The following is an 18181-nucleotide window of genomic DNA, read 5'->3' as shown; positions in this document are numbered from 1 at the left end:
CCGTCGCACGTGCGCGCCGACTCCCACGCGTGGCCGGCGCCGTGATGGCGCTGGCCGGGGGGGGGGGCGGGGGGGGGGGGGGTGGGGGTGGGGGGGGGGGGGGGGGGGGGGGGGGGGGGCGGGGGCGGGGGGGGGGGGGGGGGGGGCGGGGGGGGGGGGGGGGGGGGGGGGGGGTTGGGGGGGGGGGGGGGTGGGGGGGGGGGGGGGGGGCCCCCGGGGCCCCCCCGCCTCCCGTCCGCTTGTGGGTTTCCATAGCAACCGCAATGATTGAGACTCCGGCATCGGAGCCGGATTCGATAGGGGGATCCGGCTCCGAGCCGGCCCTGTCGTACCGAATGTGAACCACCTCGCCGATCTCGGCGTACGTTCCCCTCTCGTGAGCAGCACGAACGGGGCGATCAAGAGCCTGGTCCCCGCCAGGATGGACAGACTGCCGTGGACACGGTTCCACTGGAGTGTCGTCGTCGGACTCGGGGTCTCCTGGATCCTGGACGGGCTGGAGATCCAGATCGTCTCCAACGCGGGCTTCCAGGCCGACCTGAACCTCTCGACGCAACAGGTGACCTCCCTCGGCACCATCTACCTGGTCGGCCAGGTGGTCGGCGCGCTGGTGTTCGGGCGCATGTCCGACCGGCTCGGGCGGCGCAAGCTCTTCATCCTGACGCTCGCCATCTACCTGATCGGATCGGGCATCGCCGGTCTCGCCCAGGACTTCTGGTTCCTCGCCGCGTTCCGGTTCGTCGCGGGCCTCGGCATCGGCGGCGAGTACGCGGCGATCAACTCCGCGATCGACGAACTGATCCCGGCGAAGTACCGCGGCCACGTCGACATCGCGATCAACGGCACCTACTGGGGCGGCGCCGCGCTCGGTGCCTTCGCGAACATCTACCTGCTCGACACGGCCAACTTCTCGGAGAGCATCGGCTGGCGCATCGGCTTCTTCCTCGGCCCGGTGCTCGGCATCGCGATCATCTTCCTGCGGCGGCACATCCCCGAGAGTCCACGATGGCTCATGACCCACGGGCGCGAGGAAGAGGCCGAAGCGACCGTCACCCAGATCGAGGAGGCGGTCGAGAAGTCCACCGGCAAGCGGCTGCCGGACGTCGACGAGTCGAAGGCCATGACCGTCACGCCGACCGACCGTGTCGGGTTCCTGACCATCGCGCGCGTGCTGCTCAAGCAGTACCCGACGCGCACCCTGGTCGGGGCATCGATGATGATCACGCAGGCGTTCCTCTACAACGCGATCTTCTTCACCTACGCGCTCGTCCTGACGAACTTCTTCGGCCTGAAGACCGCGCAGACGTCGATCTACTTCTTCCCGTTCGCGATCGGCAACCTGCTCGGACCGATCATCCTCGGTCGGTTCTTCGACACGTGGGGCCGCCGGCAGATGATCTTCCTGACGTACCTGGTGTCCGGGCTCGTCCTGGCCACCTCGGCGTTCCTGTTCCGTGCCGACGCGATCTCGGCGACGGTGCAGGTGGCCTTCTGGTGCGTGTCGTTCTTCTTCGCCTCCGCCGGTGCCTCGAGTGCGTACCTGACGGTCAGCGAGATCTTCCCCCTCGAGCTGCGGTCGCAGGCCATCTCGTACTTCTTCGCCCTCGCGCAGATCTTCGGTGCGGTCGCGCCGCTGATCTACGGTGCCTTCATCGGGGACGGGTCGTCGCGTGAACCGCTCTTCTGGGGGTACTTGCTCGGCTCAGCGGTGATGATCGGCGGTGGGGTGATAGCCCTGGTCTTCGGGGTCGATGCGGCGCGGAAGGGGCTCGAGGACGTCACGCAACCCCTGTCCGTCCTGACCGGGGACGCGGAGCAGCAGCGGCGCTGACCGCCGAGGGTGGTCATGCAACATTCTGTATTCAGAGTGTTTAGCACGGCCGCCGTCGGGGTGTCACCGTGCTGGCATGGCACTCCTCCACAGCGCGACACCCACCACGACGATCCACGACGGTGCCGGTGCGGTCGCCCAGGGCGACCACCGTGCGTGAGGCTGGCGCGATGGAGCAGTCACCGATGCGCGTCGGCCGGGGCGACCGCGATCCCCACGGCCTCCGGCGCAGTCTGCTGCGCGACGCGGTCTTCCTCCGCTTGCTCGAGAACGTGCTGCGCGGCGAGTACCGCCGCGGGCAGCGCCTGCGCCTCGACACCATCGCCGAGGACATGCGGGTCTCCCGCACGCCGGTGCGCGAAGCCCTCGTCGCGCTCGAGTCGCACCAGCTCGTCACCGTGCAGCGGTACGTCGGCGTGGTGATCACGCGGTGGACCGTCGGGCAGATGACCGAGCGCGTGCGCATCGCCCGGGCCCTGGTGGTCGACCCGCCGGTGAGCGGCACGGGCCACGACGACCGCTTCGACCCGGCCTGGCTCCGCGAGTGCTGGACCGAAGCCGGGGCCTTCGTCGAGCTCGTCGCGTGGTTCCTCCGCCGAAGTGGCGCCTCGGTCAGCGCCGACTGGATGCTGTCGCAGCGCACCGTGCTCGACATGTTCTTCACCGACGACGTCGCCCTGGCCAACGGGATCGACGCCGTGGTCGACCGGGCGCGACGGCTCGAACTCGTCGACCAGGCCGCGCGGGCAGCGGAGCGCGACGCGGCCGACGACTGCGCGGCAGCGTTGCTCGAGCTCGCCACGGCGCTCATCGCCCTGCCGGATCGGTTCCGGGTGGCCGTGGCATCCTGAATCCCCTCGGCTGCGCGTTCGCACAGGTCCGCATCGAGCCCCGCGGATCCGGGGGTCGACGGCGGATCGGTGCGTCCGCTCCGACGTCGTTCGCACTGGATCGCCAGGCGTCTCCGTGGCAGCCTTGACCGGCTGCCGTCCCCGGCGCGTCCACCGACGACAGGAGAGCCCGTGAACGACGTCCGCGATCGATCCCACCGTCTCAACCGGGCCGACGGGATCGCACGGCACGGACGTCTCCGTCGGTCCGCACCCTTCCGGACCGTCGCTGCGCTGGTCGCGAGTGTGGCCGCGGTCGCGCTCGTCAGCACCGCTTCGGTGGCAGCCATCGCCGCGAAACAGGTGACGGACGACCTCGGCGACGGTGTGCAGATCGAGGGCCAGGCGGCGCCGCAGTCGAACGGCACGAAGGCCCCGTCACTCAGCGCGTACGCGGGCGGCTTCAACATGCTCGTCGTCGGGACGGACAACGACCCGGACCAGTCCGCGGAGTTCGGGGAGCGCGACGCCACCCTCAACGACGTCAACATCCTGCTCCACGTCTCGGCCGACCACACCAACGCGACCGCGGTGAGCATCCCCCGCGACCTCGTCACTCCGATCCCCGCGTGCAAGAAGACCGACGGCTCCGGCACCGCACCGGCCATGGCCGCGCAGCCGATCAACACCTCGTTCAGCGACGGCGGGCTGAACTGCGTGACCCAGACCGTGCAGGGGCTCACCGGCCTGGACATCCAGTACTCGGCCGCGGTCTCGTTCAACGGCGTCATCGAGATGTCGAACGCGATCGGTGGCGTGCCGGTCTGCGTGGCGCAGCCGATCCAGGACCCGTACACCGGGCTCGACCTGCCCGCCGGCACCTCGACCCTGCAGGGCGACGAAGCCCTCGCGTTCCTCCGGACCCGGCACGGCGTCGGTGACGGTTCCGACCTCGGCCGGATCTCGAGCCAGCAGGTGTTCCTGTCGTCGCTGCTCCGGACCGTGAAGTCGAACGACACCCTCACCTCGCCGACCACCCTGTACAAGCTGGCCCGCGCCGCGGCGTCGAACATGCAGCTGTCCGAGAGCCTGAACGACATCGGGACGATGGTGCAGATGGGTCGGGCGTTGCAGGACCTCCCGCTGTCGCAGGTGAACTTCGTGCAGTACCCGGGCACGACCGGCGGCACCGGGGTCTACGAGGGCAAGGTCCAGCCGACGACGTACCTCGCCGACCAGCTGTTCGCGAAGATCAAGGCGGACCAGTCGTTCTCGTTGGGGGAGGACAGCACGGGCATCGGATCCGAGGCGAACGCGGCGCCGTCGGCAGCGGCCTCGTCGCCGGCTGCTGCGGCGCCGTCGGCTCCGGCGTCCGCACCCGCGACTGCCGCGCCGTCGTCGCCTGCCGCAGTTGCTCCGACTGCGCCCGCTGCTGCTCCGACTGCATCGGCGACGCCGGAGACCATCGACGGGCTCGAGGGCCAGTCCGCCGACCAGGAGACCTGCTCGAAGGCCTTCGGGTACTGACGCGGGCGGCTCGGGCTCTGAGTCCGAGACTCGGTGTAGGCGACGTTTCTCGGGCACCGCGCCCCGAGTTCCGTCGTCCAGCCCGAGTCTCGGGGCGTTCGGCCCGGGTCTCGGGAACCCGGACTGCCGGAGAAGGGCCGCTCCCCGAGCGGGCGCCAGGCAACCGGGCGCGCCGGGCCCGGCTCGGAGAGCGACGTCGGTGCTGTGTCGCGACTACGGGGACGAGCCCCGGAATGTGATCGCCGCGTCTCGACGATGCTATTGACCGGGGTACGTCGAGACAACCCCGAGGTGTCCCCACTTCGGGGGACCCGCGTTCTGCGACCGTGCCACGCGCGGGGTGCGGTCGGGTCGAGAGTGGCTCGGTCCTCCTGTATGGTGGTCGGAGCGCTCGCGAGAGCGCTTGGAGACGTCGCATAGTCCGGCCGAGTGCACCACCCTGCTAAGGTGGAGTCCCCTTTAGGGGACCGAGGGTTCAAATCCCTCCGTCTCCGCACTCCACGAAACCCCGGTCCGATCGGACCGGGGTTTCGTCGTTCTCGGCGGCTGTCAGGCGGCGGCGACGCTCCCCGTCGTGGTCGGCACCGCGACGCCGCGCGAACGCCCACGCCGCACCGCAGCCATCGCGACGAGCGTCAGGGCCACGGCGGCCAGGGTGATCCCGGCGCCCGCCCAGATCGGCGAGGTGTAGCCGAGCCCGGCGGCGATGGTCAGCCCACCGATCCAGGCGCCGAGCGCGTTCCCGAGGTTGAACGCGGCGATGTTCGCCCCGCTCGCCAGGGTCGGTGCGTGGTCCGCGTACTGCATCACCCGCGTCTGCAGGGCCGGCACGGTCGCGAACCCGAAGGCACCCATGAGCACGAGTGCGATCACGGTGAGCACGGGTGACGTCGCGACGAGGGCGAACAGTCCGAGCACGACGGTGAGGGCGACGAGCACGATGAGCAGGGTCCGGTCGATCGAGCGTGCGGCGAGCTTGCCGCCGACGAAGTTCCCGACGAACAGCCCGACGCCGAACACCACGAGCAGCCACGGCACCGCCGAGGACGGGAAGCCGGACACCGAGGTCAACGTGTACGCGATGTAGGTGAACGCCCCGAACATCCCGCCGTAGCCGAGGACGGTCATGCCGAGCGACAGCCAGACCTGCCCGGAGCGGAAGGCGCCGAGCTCGCGGGCGAGCGACGGGCTCTCCGTCACGCGGACGGTGGGCACGAGCACGAGCACACCGACCAGGGCGACGACCCCGATCGCGACGATGGCCCAGAAGGTCGAGCGCCAGCCGAGCGCCTGCCCGAGGAACGTGCCGAACGGCACCCCGAGGACGTTCGACGCGGTGAGCCCCGTGAACATCAGGGCGACGGCCGAGGCGCGCTTCGACCGCTCGACCATGTTCGCGGCGACGACGGAGCCGATGCCGAAGAACGCACCGTGGCACAGGGCGGCGATGACGCGTCCGGACATCATCACCTCGTAGGTCGGCGCGATCGCGGACAGGGTGTTGCCGACGATGAACAGCACGAGCAGCCCGAGCAGGACGGGCTTGCGGGGGAGGCGGGTGGTGGCGGCGGTCAGGCCGAGCGCTCCGACGATGACGGCGAGTGCGTAGCCGGTGACGAGCCAGCCGGCCGTGGTCTCGGTGACGCCGTAGTCGGCCGCCACCTCGGGCAGCAGGCCGGTGATGACGAACTCGGTCAGTCCGATGCCGAATCCGCCGAGTGCGAGGGCGATGAGTCCCGCGGGCATGGGGGTTCCTTCCGTTGTGCGGTGCAGCTGTGCCGCGTACGCTGGTTGTTGCAGGCGCGGGATATCGATAGTTGCACACGCGGACTATCGGCGCAAGCAAATGCACGCGCCAGCAACTCACCAGAAGGAGCCCGATGTCCGTCGACGACACCTCCACCGCCGTCCGCGCCCACGGCTGGCGCACGCTGGCGGCGCTGCACGGTCTGATCGAGGCGCGGCTCGAGCGCGCGCTGCGGGACGTCGACCTGTCCGTCGTCGAGTTCACCGTCCTCGACGCGCTGCGCCGACAGGACGGCTTCCACATGCGCATGCAGCAGCTCGCCCGGGCCGCTGCCCTCAGCCCGAGTGCGACCACCCGCCTGGTCAACCGGCTCGAGGAGCGTGCCTTGCTGACCCGCGTCCTCTGCGCCGATGACCGCCGGGGCATGTACACGGAGCTCACCCACGCGGGTCAGGTGCTGCTCGAGCGCGCGACACCGATCCACGCCGCGGCGCTCGAAGGGGCGCTCGCCGAAGCGCGCGAGGTGCCGGAGCTCGAGGAGCTCGCCGTCGCGGTCGACCGGCTCGAGGGTGCCACCGTCTGACCCGTCTGACCCGTCGACCGGGAGGCTCGGAGCGCCGCCGCCTCGCGTGCTGGGGTCGGCGGGTGGTCGCGCCTCAGGCCCGTGGCGGCCCCGTCGTCGACCGCACGACGAGCGTCGGCGGCACGAGCGTCCGGAACGGCCCCGCCGACCCCGGCGCCGGCGAGCCGATGCGGTCGATCAACCGCGCGGCCGCGAGCCGGCCGACCTCGTCGTTGTGCGGGTCGACCGTGGTCAGGCGCAGCAGGGGTGAGGCGGCGAGCGGGGTCTCGTCGTTGCCGACCACCGAGACGTCCTCGGGGACCCGGAGTCCGGCTTCGTGGACAGCGGCGATCGCGCCCATCGCCATGACGTCGTTCGCGGCGAACACCGCCGTCAGGTCCGGGTGGTCCCGCAGAGCACGGCGGGTGCCCTCGTACCCGGTCGTCTCGGACGTCGGGCCGTCGCCGTAGACCAGCGGCGCGATGCCGGACGCGACCATCCGCGTGACGGTGCCCTCGCGGCGGACCGCAGCCGGGCCTCCCGAACCGGTGACGTGGGCGATGCGGCGGTGACCGAGTCCGATCAGGTGATCCGCTGCCAACCGGCCGCCGGCGGCCTCGTCCGAGGCGACGACGTCGAGCCCGCCGGGCACGTCGGCCCGGGCGCCGGCGACGACGACGGGGGTGTCGGCCGGCACGACGAGGTCGGGGAAGCCCTCGGCGGCGAGGACGACGCCGTCGACCCGCAGTGAGACCAGGTCGTCGAACGGCGAGGAGCCGAGGTGGGCGTTCGCACGGGTGTCCGCGAGGGTGAGTCGCAGGCCGTGTGGTGCAAGCGCGTCGCGGATGCCGTCGAGCAGGGGGACGAACCACGGATTGCGGAAGTCGTCGACGATGACCCCGACGGTGCGCGTCCGGGTGCCGGCGAGGATCGCGGCGGCGCGGTTCGGGCGGTAGCCGAGCTCGGCGGCTGCGGCGAGCACGGCCGAGCGACGTGCGTCGGAGACGCCCGGGTCGTCGCGGAGCACCATCGAGACGAGTGACTTCGAGACGCCGGCACGGGTCGCGACGTCGATGATCGTCGGGGGTCGTGACACGCGGCTCCTTGACAGGACATGGGGTGATCGGGCTACAGTCTACCGACATGTTCTGGAACGTTCCAGAATCGGTACCGGACTTCTCGAAGGAGAGAACCATGAGCGACAGCATCGGCGTCGCCGTCATCGGGGCGGGCATGGCGGGCAAGGCCCACATGGCCGCGTGGCGGAACGCACCCTCACTCTTCGCCCCGACGCTGCCGCCCGTGCGGCTCGTGTCGATCGGCGACGTGTACGAGCCCCTCGCGGCCGAGGCTGCGCAGCGCTTCGGCTACGCCCGCCACGACACGGACTGGCGAGCCGTCGCCGAGGCCGACGACATCGACGTCGTGAGCGTCGTCGTCGCGAACACGCTGCACCGCGAGATCGTCGAGGGGCTGCTGGCCGCCGGCAAGCACGTCCTGTGCGAGAAGCCACTGTCGGACTCGCTCGACGACGCCCGCGCGATGGCCTCGGCCGCGACGGAGGCCGCCGCCCGCGGGCTCGTCGCACGGGTCGGCTTCACCTACCGCCGGGCTCCCGGGCTCGCGGCGATCAAGCAGCTCGTCGAGGACGGCACCCTCGGTCGCGTCCTGCACGTCTCCGCCCGCTACTGGACCGACTACGGCTCGTCGCCCGACGTGCCCTTCTCGTGGCGCTTCGCGGGTGCCCCCGGCACCGGAGCCCTCGCCGACGTCGGCTCGCACCTGGCGTACGTGGCCGAGTTCCTGGCCGGCGAGGTGCGGAGCGTCAACGGCGGCATGTTCACGACCGCGATCACGAAGCGCCCGATCGCCGCCGGGTTCGCCTTGCGCGGGCAGACCGTCCCGCTGACCGGGGAGTTCGCCGACGTCGAGAACGACGACTACGCCACCTGCAACGCACGCTTCGGCGACGGCTCCGTGGTGGGCTCGCTCGAGGTGTCCCGGGTCGCCACGGCGCACCCGAACGGCCTGGTCATCGAGGTCTTCTGCGAGAACGGCGCAGCGCGCTGGGACCAGGAGCGCGCCTCGGAGATCGGCCTCGCGCTGCAGTCCGACGGCTCCCGCCTCGGTGGGTACCGCCAGGTCGTCCTCGGCCCGGACCACCCCTACGTCGCCGGCGGCATGGCGATGGACGCGCCCGGTGTCGGCTGGGGACAGAACCAGATGTTCGAGTACCAGGCACGCGCGTTCCTCGACGAGGTCGCCGGCGTCGCGGACCCGCTGCCGGCCAACGCCACGTTCGACGACGGCGTGCACAACATGGAGATCCTCGACGCGGTGGCGCGGTCCGCCGCAGCCGGCGGCGCATCGCTGGACGTCCGCCCGACCGAGACCGTCCGCACCACCGAAGGAGCGCACGCATGAAGCTCGGTCTGTACAACGCGATCTTCCACGACCGACCGCTCGCCGAGGCCCTGACGGCCATCGCCGGCAACGGCCTGACCGGCATCGAGCTGAACACCGGCGGGTTCCTGCCGCCGGTGCACGTGCCGGACATCGACGCGATCCTCGACGACGACGGGGCACGTGACACCTTCCTCGCCCGGTTCGAGGGCACCGGGGTGTCCATCGCCGGCCTGAACTGCAACGGCAACCCGCTGCACCCGGACCCCGCGATCGGGCCGCAGCACGCGGAGGACGTCCGCCGCAGCATCCGGCTCGCAGCCCGCCTCGGCCAGGACCGCGTCGTCACGATGTCGGGGCTGCCAGCGGGCGAGCCCGGCGGCACCCGGCCGAACTGGATCGTGAACGCCTGGAACTCCGCCGCGCTCGACGTCATCGAGTACCAGTGGAGCGTCGCGGTGCCGTTCTGGCAGGAGATCGACGCCCTGGCGCGGGAGCACGGGGTCAAGGTCGCACTCGAGCTGCACCCGCAGAACGTGGTGTTCAACCCGGCGACGATCCGCGAGCTCGTGGAACGTGGTGGGCTGACGAACACCGGCGTCGAACTCGACGCGAGTCACCTGTTCTGGCAGCAGATGGACCCGGTGGCGGTCGTCCGCGACCTCGGTGACCTGGTCTTCCACGCCGCGGCGAAGGACGTCCGGATCAACCCGCACGCGGCGATCAACGGGGTGCTCGACAACTCGTTCCGTCGGCTGTCGCCGGACGAGCCGCGCACGAACCTCGGTGGCGACGAGTGGGCCAACGAGTGGCCGAAGCCGTCCGCGTGGGACTTCGTCGCGCTCGGCAAGGGTCACGACGAGGCGTACTGGTCGGCGTTCCTCGATGCCCTGCGCGAGGTGGACCCGGACATGTGGGTCAACATCGAGCACGAGGACACCGAGCTCGGTCGCGAAGAAGGGGTCGCGGTCGCCGCGAAGGTCCTGCTCGCAGCCGACGCGGCGCTCGCGACGCGCGCGTGAGTCGCGTCTGAGACGCACCACGTGATCTGGACGGGAGGCCCGTGGGACGTGCGCCGATCGGCGCACGCTCCACGGGCCTCCCGTCCAGTGCGCATCGGTGACACGCCCACCGGGCGCTGTCACCGGACCGATGTAGCATGCACGACACCTGTCCCGAGACGAGGAGCCCTGCGTGCCGGAGCCGACCGACCCCGCCTTCCCCCTCGAGCGCATCCGAGAGGTCGGTGACGCCATCGTCGCGTCCGTCTCGACGGTGATCGACGGCAAGACCGAGGCGATCCGCACCGCGCTCACCGTGATGCTGGCCGAGGGGCACCTGCTCGTCGAGGACGTCCCCGGCGTCGGCAAGACGGTCCTGGCGAAGGCGCTCGGCGCCTCGGTGGGCGGCTCGGTGAACCGCATCCAGTTCACGTCCGACATGCTGCCGTCGGACGTCACCGGGGTGAACATCTTCGACCAGTCCTCGGGCACGTTCCGGTTCTCACCGGGGCCGGTGTTCGCGAACGTCGTCATCGGCGACGAGATCAACCGCACCAGCCCGAAGACCCAGTCCGCCCTGCTCGAGGCGATGGCCGAGTCGCAGGTCACCGTCGACGGCGTCACCCGGCTGCTCGACCGCCCCTTCATGATCGTGGCGACGCAGAACCCGATCGACATGGAGGGCACGTACCCGTTGCCCGAGGCCCAGCGTGACCGCTTCATGGCGCGCATCACGATGGGGTACCCGAGCGTCGACGCCGAACGGCAGATGCTCGCGAACCGCGGCGGCGGCGACCCGCTGTCGCACCTGCGACCGATCGTCGACGTGATCACGCTGCGCGGGATCATCGAGGCCGTGGCGAACGTCCACATCGCCCCCGACGTCGAGGCGTACGTCATCGCGATCGTCCGCTCCACCCGCACCCACCCCGACCTGGTGCTCGGCGCCAGCCCCCGCGCCACGCTGCACCTGGCCCAGGCGGCCCGTGCGCACGCGGCGCTGCTCGGCCGGCCGTTCGTGACCCCGGACGACGTCGCCGCGCTGGCGCCGATCGTGCTCGCCCACCGGCTCGTGCCGGTGGCGCGCGGACTCGGTGGCACGGGCGAGGACACCGTGCGCGAGATCGTCGTCCGCATCGTCTCCGACACCGCCGTGCCGTTCACGGCGACCCCCGTCCGCTCCTGATGCCGGGGCGATCGGCACCGTCGTCGCTGCTGCGGCGCACCGGTGCCGCGCGCTCGACGCTCGGGCGCTTCGGCCGCCGTGGGCTGTCACTGCTCCGGCGCACGCCGTTCCCCCGTCCGACCGTGCGCGGCTGGACCGTCATCGCGATCGGTATCGGGCTGGTGGGGGGCGGGCTCGTGGGCACCACCAGCGTCGCCGTCTCGGCCGGGCTGCTGCTGCTCGTGCTCGTCGTGCTCGGCACCGTGATGGCGTTCGTGGTCGCCGCGCCGCTCCGGGGCAGTCGGAGCACGGCGCGCGCGATCGTGCAGGTCGGCGAGGCCTACCGCGAGCGGATCACCCTCGGCAGCACGACTCTGCCGATCGGCCCGCGGTCGACCCTGCTCGTCCGGGAACAGCTCGAGGACGCCTTCGCCAGTGCGTCCGAGGCGGAGACCTACGCGCTCGTCGGCCCGGGGGTCCCGCCAGCCGTGCTCGACGTCGAGGCGCTCGCGATGCACCGCGGCCGCACGCCGGTCGGACCCGTCACGATCCGGGTCGAGGACCCCTTCGGCCTGCTCCGCATCGACCGGCCGGTGGTGCCCGCAGAAGAGGTCGTCGTCGTCCCCGCGAGTGCACCGCTCGCCGCGATCGACACCGGCGCCCTCGCCGGGGCCGTCTCCGCCGACGAAGGACGGGTCGGGCAGGGCGGATCCGCCGACGACAGCGAACTCCGGCCGTACCGTCCCGGCGACCCGATCCGTCGGGTGCACTGGGCGCAGAGTGCTCGCCGCGGCGAACTGCACGTCCGGCAGACCACGCAGGCGCAACCACCCGAGGCCGTCATCGCGCTCGACGTCCGGCGCGAGTCCTACCAGGGCCTCGGGCGCGAGGACCTGGCGGAGCTGTCCGACCTGGGCGGTGACCAGGCCTTCGAGCACGCGGTCGTCGTCGCCGCCAGTGTCGCCCGCGCCCTCGCCGCCCGGACCTCGCGCGTCGTGCTCGTGAGCGACGGACCGTCGGGCAGCACCCGGCACACCGGTGACGTCGGCGGACTCACCGACGTGCTCGTCGGACTCGCTGACGTCCGGCTCCGCAGCGACGCCCGTCCGGTCACCGAGGTCCTGCCCGAGGTGCGTGGACGGGACGTGCACGGCATGACCGCGGTGGTCACCGGCAACTGCACCGCCGAGCAGGCGGCCGAACTCGTGACGGCGACGAGCGGATCGAGCCGAGGGATCATGGCGACGATCGTGCCGCCGGACCCCGTCGTGCGGGGGATCCTCGACCGCGGCGGTTGGCGCACCCTGGTGGTGCCCGTCGCCGGGGCGACCGCGTCCGGAGCCGCGCGGTGAGCGGCACCGCTGCGCCGTCGCGTCGGCCCGTCGACGTGCGCGAGGTCCTGGACCGCGACGACGACACCCGTGACACCCCGAGCACCTGGGTCGTCGCGCTCGCCCCGGTGCCCGTGCTCATCGCCGCGCTCGCGATCCGCCCGCTCGTGCAGGGCACCGCCTGGTGGGTGTCCGGCGTCGTGGTCGTCGCGGTGCTCGTGGCCGTCATGCTCGCGGTGCGTCGCCGGGCCCCCGGGGTCCGGTTCGTGGCGCTCGTCGCCACGCTCGTGCTGTGCTCGTGCGCCGCAGCCCTGGTCAACGACGTGCAACCCCTCGGCTGGCTCGACGCCGACGGGGCGCTGGGCGAGACGCTCGCCGCCATCCGCCTGAACCCCGCACCGCTGCCGCAGACGGACGCGATCCGGCTGGTCGTGACCGTGTCGATCGCCTGGGTGGCGGGGGTCTCGTTGTTCCTCGCCGCGATCGCCCGGATCCCGTCGCTCGCCGCCGCGCCCGCACTCGTCATCCTCATCGTCCCGGGGATCATCACCGGACAGCCGGCGGGCACCGCGCTCGTGATCACCACGTCCGTCGCCTTCCTCGCCTTGCTGTGGCTGTCGGTCCGACCCGTGCAGCGAGCGGTCCCGGCCGCGGTCGTCGGTGCGATCGGGCTCATCGTCGCGATCGGTCTGCCCGCGATCGTGCCGCTCAACGCGAGCTGGCTGTCCGGCGTCACCGGGGCCATCCAGTCGCCGATCCAGCCCGGGCGACCCGGCACCCTGCTCGAGCTCGGCAACGACCTGCGGCAGCCGAGCGAGCTCGAGGTGCTCCGCTACCGGTCGTCCGACGGCCAGCCCGAGTACCTCAAGCTCGCCGACCTGGACGAGTTCGGCACCGGGGACTGGGTGCCGACGGTGACGAACGCCGCCGAGGCCGACACCGCCGACCAGCAGCAGTGGGCCGAGGGAGTGAACCCCCGCCTGGCGACCCGCGGCGACGTCACCGTCCGGATCACGGGTCTGTCGAGCACGTACCTGCCGGTGCCGTCCGGGGCGGTGTCGATCGATTCGCGTTCCACCAACCTCGACCTGTCGCAGTGGCGCTGGATGGGCTCCTCGAGCACCGTGCGGTCGACCGGTCCGGCCACGCCGCGCGGTGCGACGTACGAGGTTTACGGCGCCTCGACCTTCGCGAACGCGTACCTCGACGCCGTCGCGGCCTCGGGTGTCCTGTCCCGTGCCGACGGCCGGGGGTTCCGCGAGCCGAGCGGCGACCAGCTGCAGACCGACCTGACGCTGCCGAAGAACCTGCCCGCGAACATCTCGTCGACCGCTGAGCGGGTGGCCGGGGCCGCGTCCGACGACTACGCCCAGGCCCGCGCCCTGGAGCAGTGGTTCCGCAGCGACCTTTTCACCTACTCCGAGACGGCCCCCGTCGAGCAGGGCTACGACGGCGACAGCATGGACGTCGTCTCGACCTTCCTGCAGGTGCGCGAGGGCTACTGCGTGCACTTCTCGTCGGCGATGGCCGTGATGGCCCGGACGCTCGGCATCCCGTCCCGCATCGCGGTGGGGTACCGGGCGGGGGCGGCGCAGCCCGACGGCGAGTACGCGGTGTCGAACCGGCAGCTGCACTCCTGGCCCGAGCTGTACATCCAGGGGGCCGGCTGGGTCGCGTTCGAGCCCACGCCGGACTCCGACGCGGCAGCGCAGCCCTCGACCGAACCCACGGAGACCCCGACCGCGGCGACGCCCGAGTCCCCGCTGCCCGCGCCCGAGCAGTCCGCCCCCGCCGAGTCCTCGGCGACGCCGACCCCCTCGGCGTCGGCGGAGCCCGGTTCGGCCGGTGCCTCGGGCGGCGGCGGTCCGGCTGGCCTGCTGTTCGGCGCAGCGCTCGTCCTCGCGTTGCTCATCGCCCCCGGACTCGTCCGAGTGCTCCGACGGCGCTCGCGGTTGTCGGCCGTCGCCGCTGGTCGCTCACCGGCGGTGAACGCCTGGCGTGAGGCCCTCGACGACGTCGCCGACCACGGCTACGCGCCAGGACTGGCGCCGCCCGGCGACGCAGCGGCTGCGGCCCGGACCGCCCGTGCCGTCCTCGGACGACTCCGTCCGGTGCTGCCGGCCTCAGCGCTCCCGCACCTCGACGCCGTGGTCGATGCCGTCGACCGTGAACGGTTCGCGGCCGGCGGGGTCGCAGCGGTCGACGGCGATGCCCTCGTGCGGCACGTGCAGCAGGCGCGGGAGGCCCTCGACGCCTCGATCTCCGGTGGACGGGTGCTGCGGTCGCGCCTGCTGCCGCCGAGCCTGCTGCCGTCGTCCGCGTGGTCGCACGAGGGGCGTCGGCGTTCCCGTCGCCCCGCCTGACGGCGGGGTCCCGGCTGGTGCGAGGTTGACCACTCCGTGCGGCGCAACAAGCTCGCACCGAGTGGTCAACGCCGCACCGCGCCGCCGCGCCGCCGCACCACGCCGCCGCGCCGGGCGCCGCCGCCGCCGGGTCAGCGGCGGCGGACGACCGCCTCGACCAGGGCGGCGATGACCTCGCCCGGGTCGACACCCGGCAGCGCGGGCGCGTCGAACACGACCCCGACGTTGGCGGCGACGAGCGCCGTGGCGAACACGTCGAGCGGCATGCCGGCGTCGACCTCCGGGTGCGCCCCGAACCACAGTCGCACCAGTTCGTGCACACCGTCCTGCAGCACCCGTCGCTGCCGCACGAACTCGGGCAGCAGGTCGGTGTGCCGGATCGCGTAGGCGCGGAACTCCGACAGCAGGGCGAACTGTGCGCGCTGGTCGTGCCGTCCGAAGGCCGCTCGCACGACGTCCGCGATGTCCGCCGTGGCGATGTCGGCACGGATGAGCTCCTGCAGCGACCCGAGCACCAGGTTCGTGCCGCGCTGCATGACCTGCGCGAGCAGGTCCTCCTTCGACGAGAAGTTCGAGTAGACCGCGCCCTTGCTGAACCCGGCGCGTGCGGCGACGTCGTCGAGACGCGCTCCGTGCACGCCCTGTTCGGCGAAGACGGCGGCACCGGCGGTGAGCAGACGTTCTCGGACCTCGGCCCGTGGGGTCCTCGGTGTGGGGGAGTCGGAGACGTCGTCGTTCATCGTTCCTGCTGGGGCGGGGCACCGGGGCTGGAACCCGGGCGGGCGAGCTGGGGGTGGGAGACCTGCCGCGCCGCGCGTCTGATCACGCGCGGCATCAGCGAAGCCCCCATCACCACGTCTGCGCGGAACCGCCGCGTTCGGGTCGCGTCGGTTCGGTGCTGACGACATGAGCCGGGTCGATACCCGACGGTAGGGATGCTACGCCGGAGCACCGACAGATGACACCCCTCAGTCGTCGAACGAGGATTCCGTTGCCGTGTCGTGTTCTTCGCGGACGCTGCCCGCCCCCGTGCGCCGTCCGGGGCGTCGGAGCAGCCGGAGTGCGTCGGGTCGCAGGCTCCGACCGCGCCGCAGCAGCGAGCCGAGCGTCGACTTCGGCTGCCAGTCACGACCGTTGGGCAGTCCCCAGCCGCGGCGGACAGCGCCCCAGCGCAGGCCGAGCGACAGCGCGATCGCGGCGACGATCCCGATCGACGGCGATCCGAGGGCGGACGCGACGACCATCACCACCGACGCCGCGACTGCCACGGTGGCGTACAGCGCGTTCCCGCCGAACACCGCGGGCACCCGGCGGAGCAGCAGGTCCCGCATCGCGCCGCCGCCGACCGCGGTGATCGTGCCCATGATGATCGCTGCGGGCCACTCCAGGCCGGCGTCGTAGGTGCGCTGCACCCCGACCACCGCCCAGAACCCGATCACTGCCGCGTCGAGCACCGTGAACAGCCGGTCCCAGGTGATCTCGGAGAACGACACGAAGAAGGCGATGAGCGCCCCGGCCAGTGCGACCGGCACGTAGAGCGGGTCGACGAGTGCGACCGGGGGGCCGTTCTGCAGCAGGGTGTCGCGCAGCATGCCGCCGCCGAGACCCGAGACGAAGCCGACGACCAGGAACCCGAACAGATCGAAGTCCATCGCCCGGGCGATCGATCCGCCGAGCAGGGCGGAGGCGAACACCCCGGCGAGGTCGAGCACGTTCGTGACCGACGCCAGGCCCTCGACGGACAGCAGGTTCATGAGAACCATCAAACCCCACGCCGAACGACTGGCGGGCCGAACGGCGGTTAGGTTAGCCTCACCTACGTCATGCTCGCCACCCTCGTCATCGGCCTCCGTGAAGGCCTCGAAGCGACGCTCATCGTCGGCATCATCGCCGCGTTCCTGCGTCGCAACCGTGTCCCCCTCGCCCCCATGTGGTTCGGCGTCGGGGTCGCCGTCGTGCTCAGCATCGGCGTCGGGTTCGGCCTGCAGGTCGTCGAGCAGGCCCTGCCGCAGGCGCAGCAGGAGGGCATGGAGGCGATCATCGGCATCGTCGCCGTGGTCTTCGTCACCGGCATGATCGTCTGGATGCGCACCCACGCACGCACCCTGACCAAGGAACTCGAGGCGAGCGCGACCGAGGCGCTCGGCCGCGGCACCGCGTGGGCACTCGCCGGCATGGCCTTCCTCGCCGTGCTCAAGGAGGGCTTCGAGACCGCGGTCTTCCTCCTCGCCACCTTCCAGGCGTCGTCGGACACCGGTCTCGCCGCCCTCGGCGCGGTCATCGGCATCGCGGGCGCCGTCGTCATCGGCTACGGCATCTACACCGGCGGCGTCCGGCTGAACCTGTCGAAGTTCTTCACGGGCACCGGCGTCTTCCTCGTGTTCGTCGCCGGCGGGCTCGTGCTGACGGTGCTCCGGCACGCGCACGAGGCCGGGTGGATCGTCATCGGGCAGCAGCGGACCGTCGACCTGTCCTGGCTCGCCCCGAACGGTTCGGTGCAGGGTGCGCTCGTCACGGGCGTGCTCGGCATCCCGCCGGATCCCCGGGTGATCGAGGTGCTCGGCTGGGTCCTGTACGTCGTGCCCGTCCTCGCCCTGACCCTCTGGCCCCGGGCCTGGCGTCCGTCGGCGGCACGCGTTCCGGCGATCCGCGCGACGGTCGCCGGTGCGCTCGCGGTCGCCGCCGCAGCACTGGCGATCGCCGTGCCGACAGGCGGGGTCGACCTGCCGCGCACCGCTGCGGTCAGCGGGGACGCCACCTCCGTCTCGGCGGACGTCCACGGCGCGTCCGGCGTCCTCCGCGTCGCCGGCACCACCACCGGCCAGGAGGCACGGATCACGTTGCCGACGTCGGCCCACCGCCGCGTCACCCGAGCGGGCGTGGCCGCCGACCGGTGGCGGGTGCGCACGTCGGCCACCGCAGCGGACCGCCCCGCCACGCTGACGCTCGACGACCTCGTCGACCTGTTCGGCCGGATCCCGGTCGGCGTCTCGCCGTCGACGAACCCCGGCCCGTTCACCGCCCGCTGGGCGGTGCGCGACACCGTGACCCTGTGGACGGTCGGTGGTGGGGTCCTGGACGCCACCCGCGACGAACGCACGGTGCTGACGCTGAGCGACGGGGGCCTCCCGTCCGCGCGCACCACGACCCTGGACCGCTCCGTGTGGTCCGTCCCCGACTCCCGCGTCGAGCGGTCCGCCACTGCGGTGGCGACCGCGGACACGCGGGCTGCCGAGCTGCTGCTCTGGGAGGCCTGGTTGCCGATCGCCCTCGGCGTCGCAGCCGCCGCCCAGGCGCTGCTCGCGCTCCGTGACCGCCGTCGTCGGACGGCACCCGTGAACCCCACCCCCGAAACCGTCCCGACACGCGGCCCACCCGCCGGGGACCCTGCAAGGAGCAACGACTATGCCGTTCGGTAAGC

General features: G+C 72.1%; 14 protein-coding genes and 1 tRNA gene. 11 read left to right on the top strand and 4 right to left on the bottom strand.

Annotation, left to right across the window (positions count from 1 at the left end):
* Positions 1 to 376 precede the first annotated feature (376 nt).
* The 4 genes from ABH929_RS08535 (at position 377) to ABH929_RS08520 (ending at position 4682) form a co-directional block, all read left to right on the top strand.
* On the top strand, positions 377 to 1831 hold the full coding sequence (locus tag ABH929_RS08535; protein ID WP_404560878.1) for an MFS transporter: 1455 nt from the start codon (positions 377 to 379) through the stop codon (positions 1829 to 1831).
* Positions 1832 to 2001: 170 nt separating this feature from the next.
* Positions 2002 to 2682 carry a GntR family transcriptional regulator gene (locus ABH929_RS08530; RefSeq protein WP_404560877.1) on the top strand — a complete coding sequence of 227 codons (681 nt, stop codon included), beginning with the start codon at positions 2002 to 2004 and terminating at the stop codon, positions 2680 to 2682.
* Between the two features lie 171 nt (positions 2683 to 2853).
* Positions 2854 to 4188 (top strand): LCP family protein, encoded by a 1335-nt coding sequence (locus ABH929_RS08525; protein ID WP_263090023.1) that lies wholly within the window; start codon positions 2854 to 2856, stop codon positions 4186 to 4188.
* Between the two features lie 405 nt (positions 4189 to 4593).
* Positions 4594 to 4682, top strand: a tRNA-Ser gene (locus ABH929_RS08520).
* Between the two features lie 55 nt (positions 4683 to 4737).
* Here ABH929_RS08520 and ABH929_RS08515 read toward each other — a convergent pair.
* On the bottom strand, positions 4738 to 5934 hold the full coding sequence (locus ABH929_RS08515) for an MFS transporter (protein ID WP_404560876.1): 1197 nt from the start codon (positions 5932 to 5934) through the stop codon (positions 4738 to 4740).
* A gap of 134 nt (positions 5935 to 6068) precedes the next feature.
* Here ABH929_RS08515 and ABH929_RS08510 point away from each other — a divergent pair, with 134 nt between their 5' ends.
* Entirely contained in the window at positions 6069 to 6518 is a 450-nt protein-coding gene (locus tag ABH929_RS08510; protein ID WP_222658407.1) for a MarR family winged helix-turn-helix transcriptional regulator, read from the top strand.
* A 73-nt stretch (positions 6519 to 6591) separates the two neighbouring features.
* Here ABH929_RS08510 and ABH929_RS08505 read toward each other — a convergent pair whose 3' ends face one another.
* Complete coding sequence (locus tag ABH929_RS08505; protein WP_404560875.1) at positions 6592 to 7593, bottom strand: LacI family DNA-binding transcriptional regulator; 1002 nt, start codon at positions 7591 to 7593, stop codon at positions 6592 to 6594.
* A gap of 98 nt (positions 7594 to 7691) precedes the next feature.
* On the opposite strand from ABH929_RS08505, the gene ABH929_RS08500 reads away from it, so the two are divergent.
* From ABH929_RS08500 to ABH929_RS08480, 5 genes are all read left to right on the top strand, one after another.
* Positions 7692 to 8921: a Gfo/Idh/MocA family protein gene (locus ABH929_RS08500; RefSeq protein ID WP_404560874.1), complete on the top strand. Its 1230-nt coding sequence runs from the start codon at positions 7692 to 7694 to the stop codon at positions 8919 to 8921.
* The gene (locus tag ABH929_RS08495) at positions 8918 to 9922 is read left to right on the top strand and encodes a sugar phosphate isomerase/epimerase family protein (protein WP_404560873.1); all 1005 of its coding nucleotides are present in this window, start codon (positions 8918 to 8920) and stop codon (positions 9920 to 9922) included. Before ABH929_RS08500 ends, ABH929_RS08495 begins: the two co-directional genes overlap by 4 nt.
* A 172-nt stretch (positions 9923 to 10094) precedes the next feature.
* Positions 10095 to 11087, top strand: a complete 993-nt coding sequence (locus tag ABH929_RS08490; RefSeq protein WP_404560872.1) for an AAA family ATPase — start codon at positions 10095 to 10097, stop codon at positions 11085 to 11087.
* On the top strand, positions 11087 to 12418 hold the full coding sequence (locus ABH929_RS08485; protein ID WP_404560871.1) for a DUF58 domain-containing protein: 1332 nt from the start codon (positions 11087 to 11089) through the stop codon (positions 12416 to 12418). Before ABH929_RS08490 ends, ABH929_RS08485 begins: the two co-directional genes overlap by 1 nt.
* On the top strand, positions 12415 to 14760 hold the full coding sequence (locus ABH929_RS08480) for a transglutaminaseTgpA domain-containing protein (RefSeq protein ID WP_404560870.1): 2346 nt from the start codon (positions 12415 to 12417) through the stop codon (positions 14758 to 14760). The genes ABH929_RS08485 and ABH929_RS08480 overlap by 4 nt, the downstream gene beginning before the upstream one ends.
* Positions 14761 to 14891: 131 nt before the next feature.
* Here the strand turns inward: ABH929_RS08480 and ABH929_RS08475 are convergent, their stop codons facing one another.
* Both ABH929_RS08475 and ABH929_RS08470 read right to left on the bottom strand, forming a co-directional pair.
* Positions 14892 to 15500, bottom strand: a complete 609-nt coding sequence (locus ABH929_RS08475; protein ID WP_404560869.1) for a TetR/AcrR family transcriptional regulator — start codon at positions 15498 to 15500, stop codon at positions 14892 to 14894.
* 228 nt (positions 15501 to 15728) lie between these two features.
* Positions 15729 to 16514 carry a trimeric intracellular cation channel family protein gene (locus tag ABH929_RS08470; RefSeq protein WP_263090039.1) on the bottom strand — a complete coding sequence of 262 codons (786 nt, stop codon included), beginning with the start codon at positions 16512 to 16514 and terminating at the stop codon, positions 15729 to 15731.
* A gap of 69 nt (positions 16515 to 16583) precedes the next feature.
* Here ABH929_RS08470 and efeU point away from each other — a divergent pair, with 69 nt between their 5' ends.
* Positions 16584 to 18179: an iron uptake transporter permease EfeU gene (efeU, locus tag ABH929_RS08465; protein ID WP_404560868.1), complete on the top strand. Its 1596-nt coding sequence runs from the start codon at positions 16584 to 16586 to the stop codon at positions 18177 to 18179.
* The last annotated feature ends 2 nt before the right edge of the window (positions 18180 to 18181 follow it).

It is taken from the genome of Curtobacterium sp. AB7 (genome assembly GCF_044909335.1).
In the GTDB taxonomy this organism is placed as follows: domain Bacteria; phylum Actinomycetota; class Actinomycetes; order Actinomycetales; family Microbacteriaceae; genus Curtobacterium.
The sequence above is the reverse complement of the archived record's forward strand: the minus strand, read 5'-3'. Positions and strand labels throughout refer to the sequence as shown.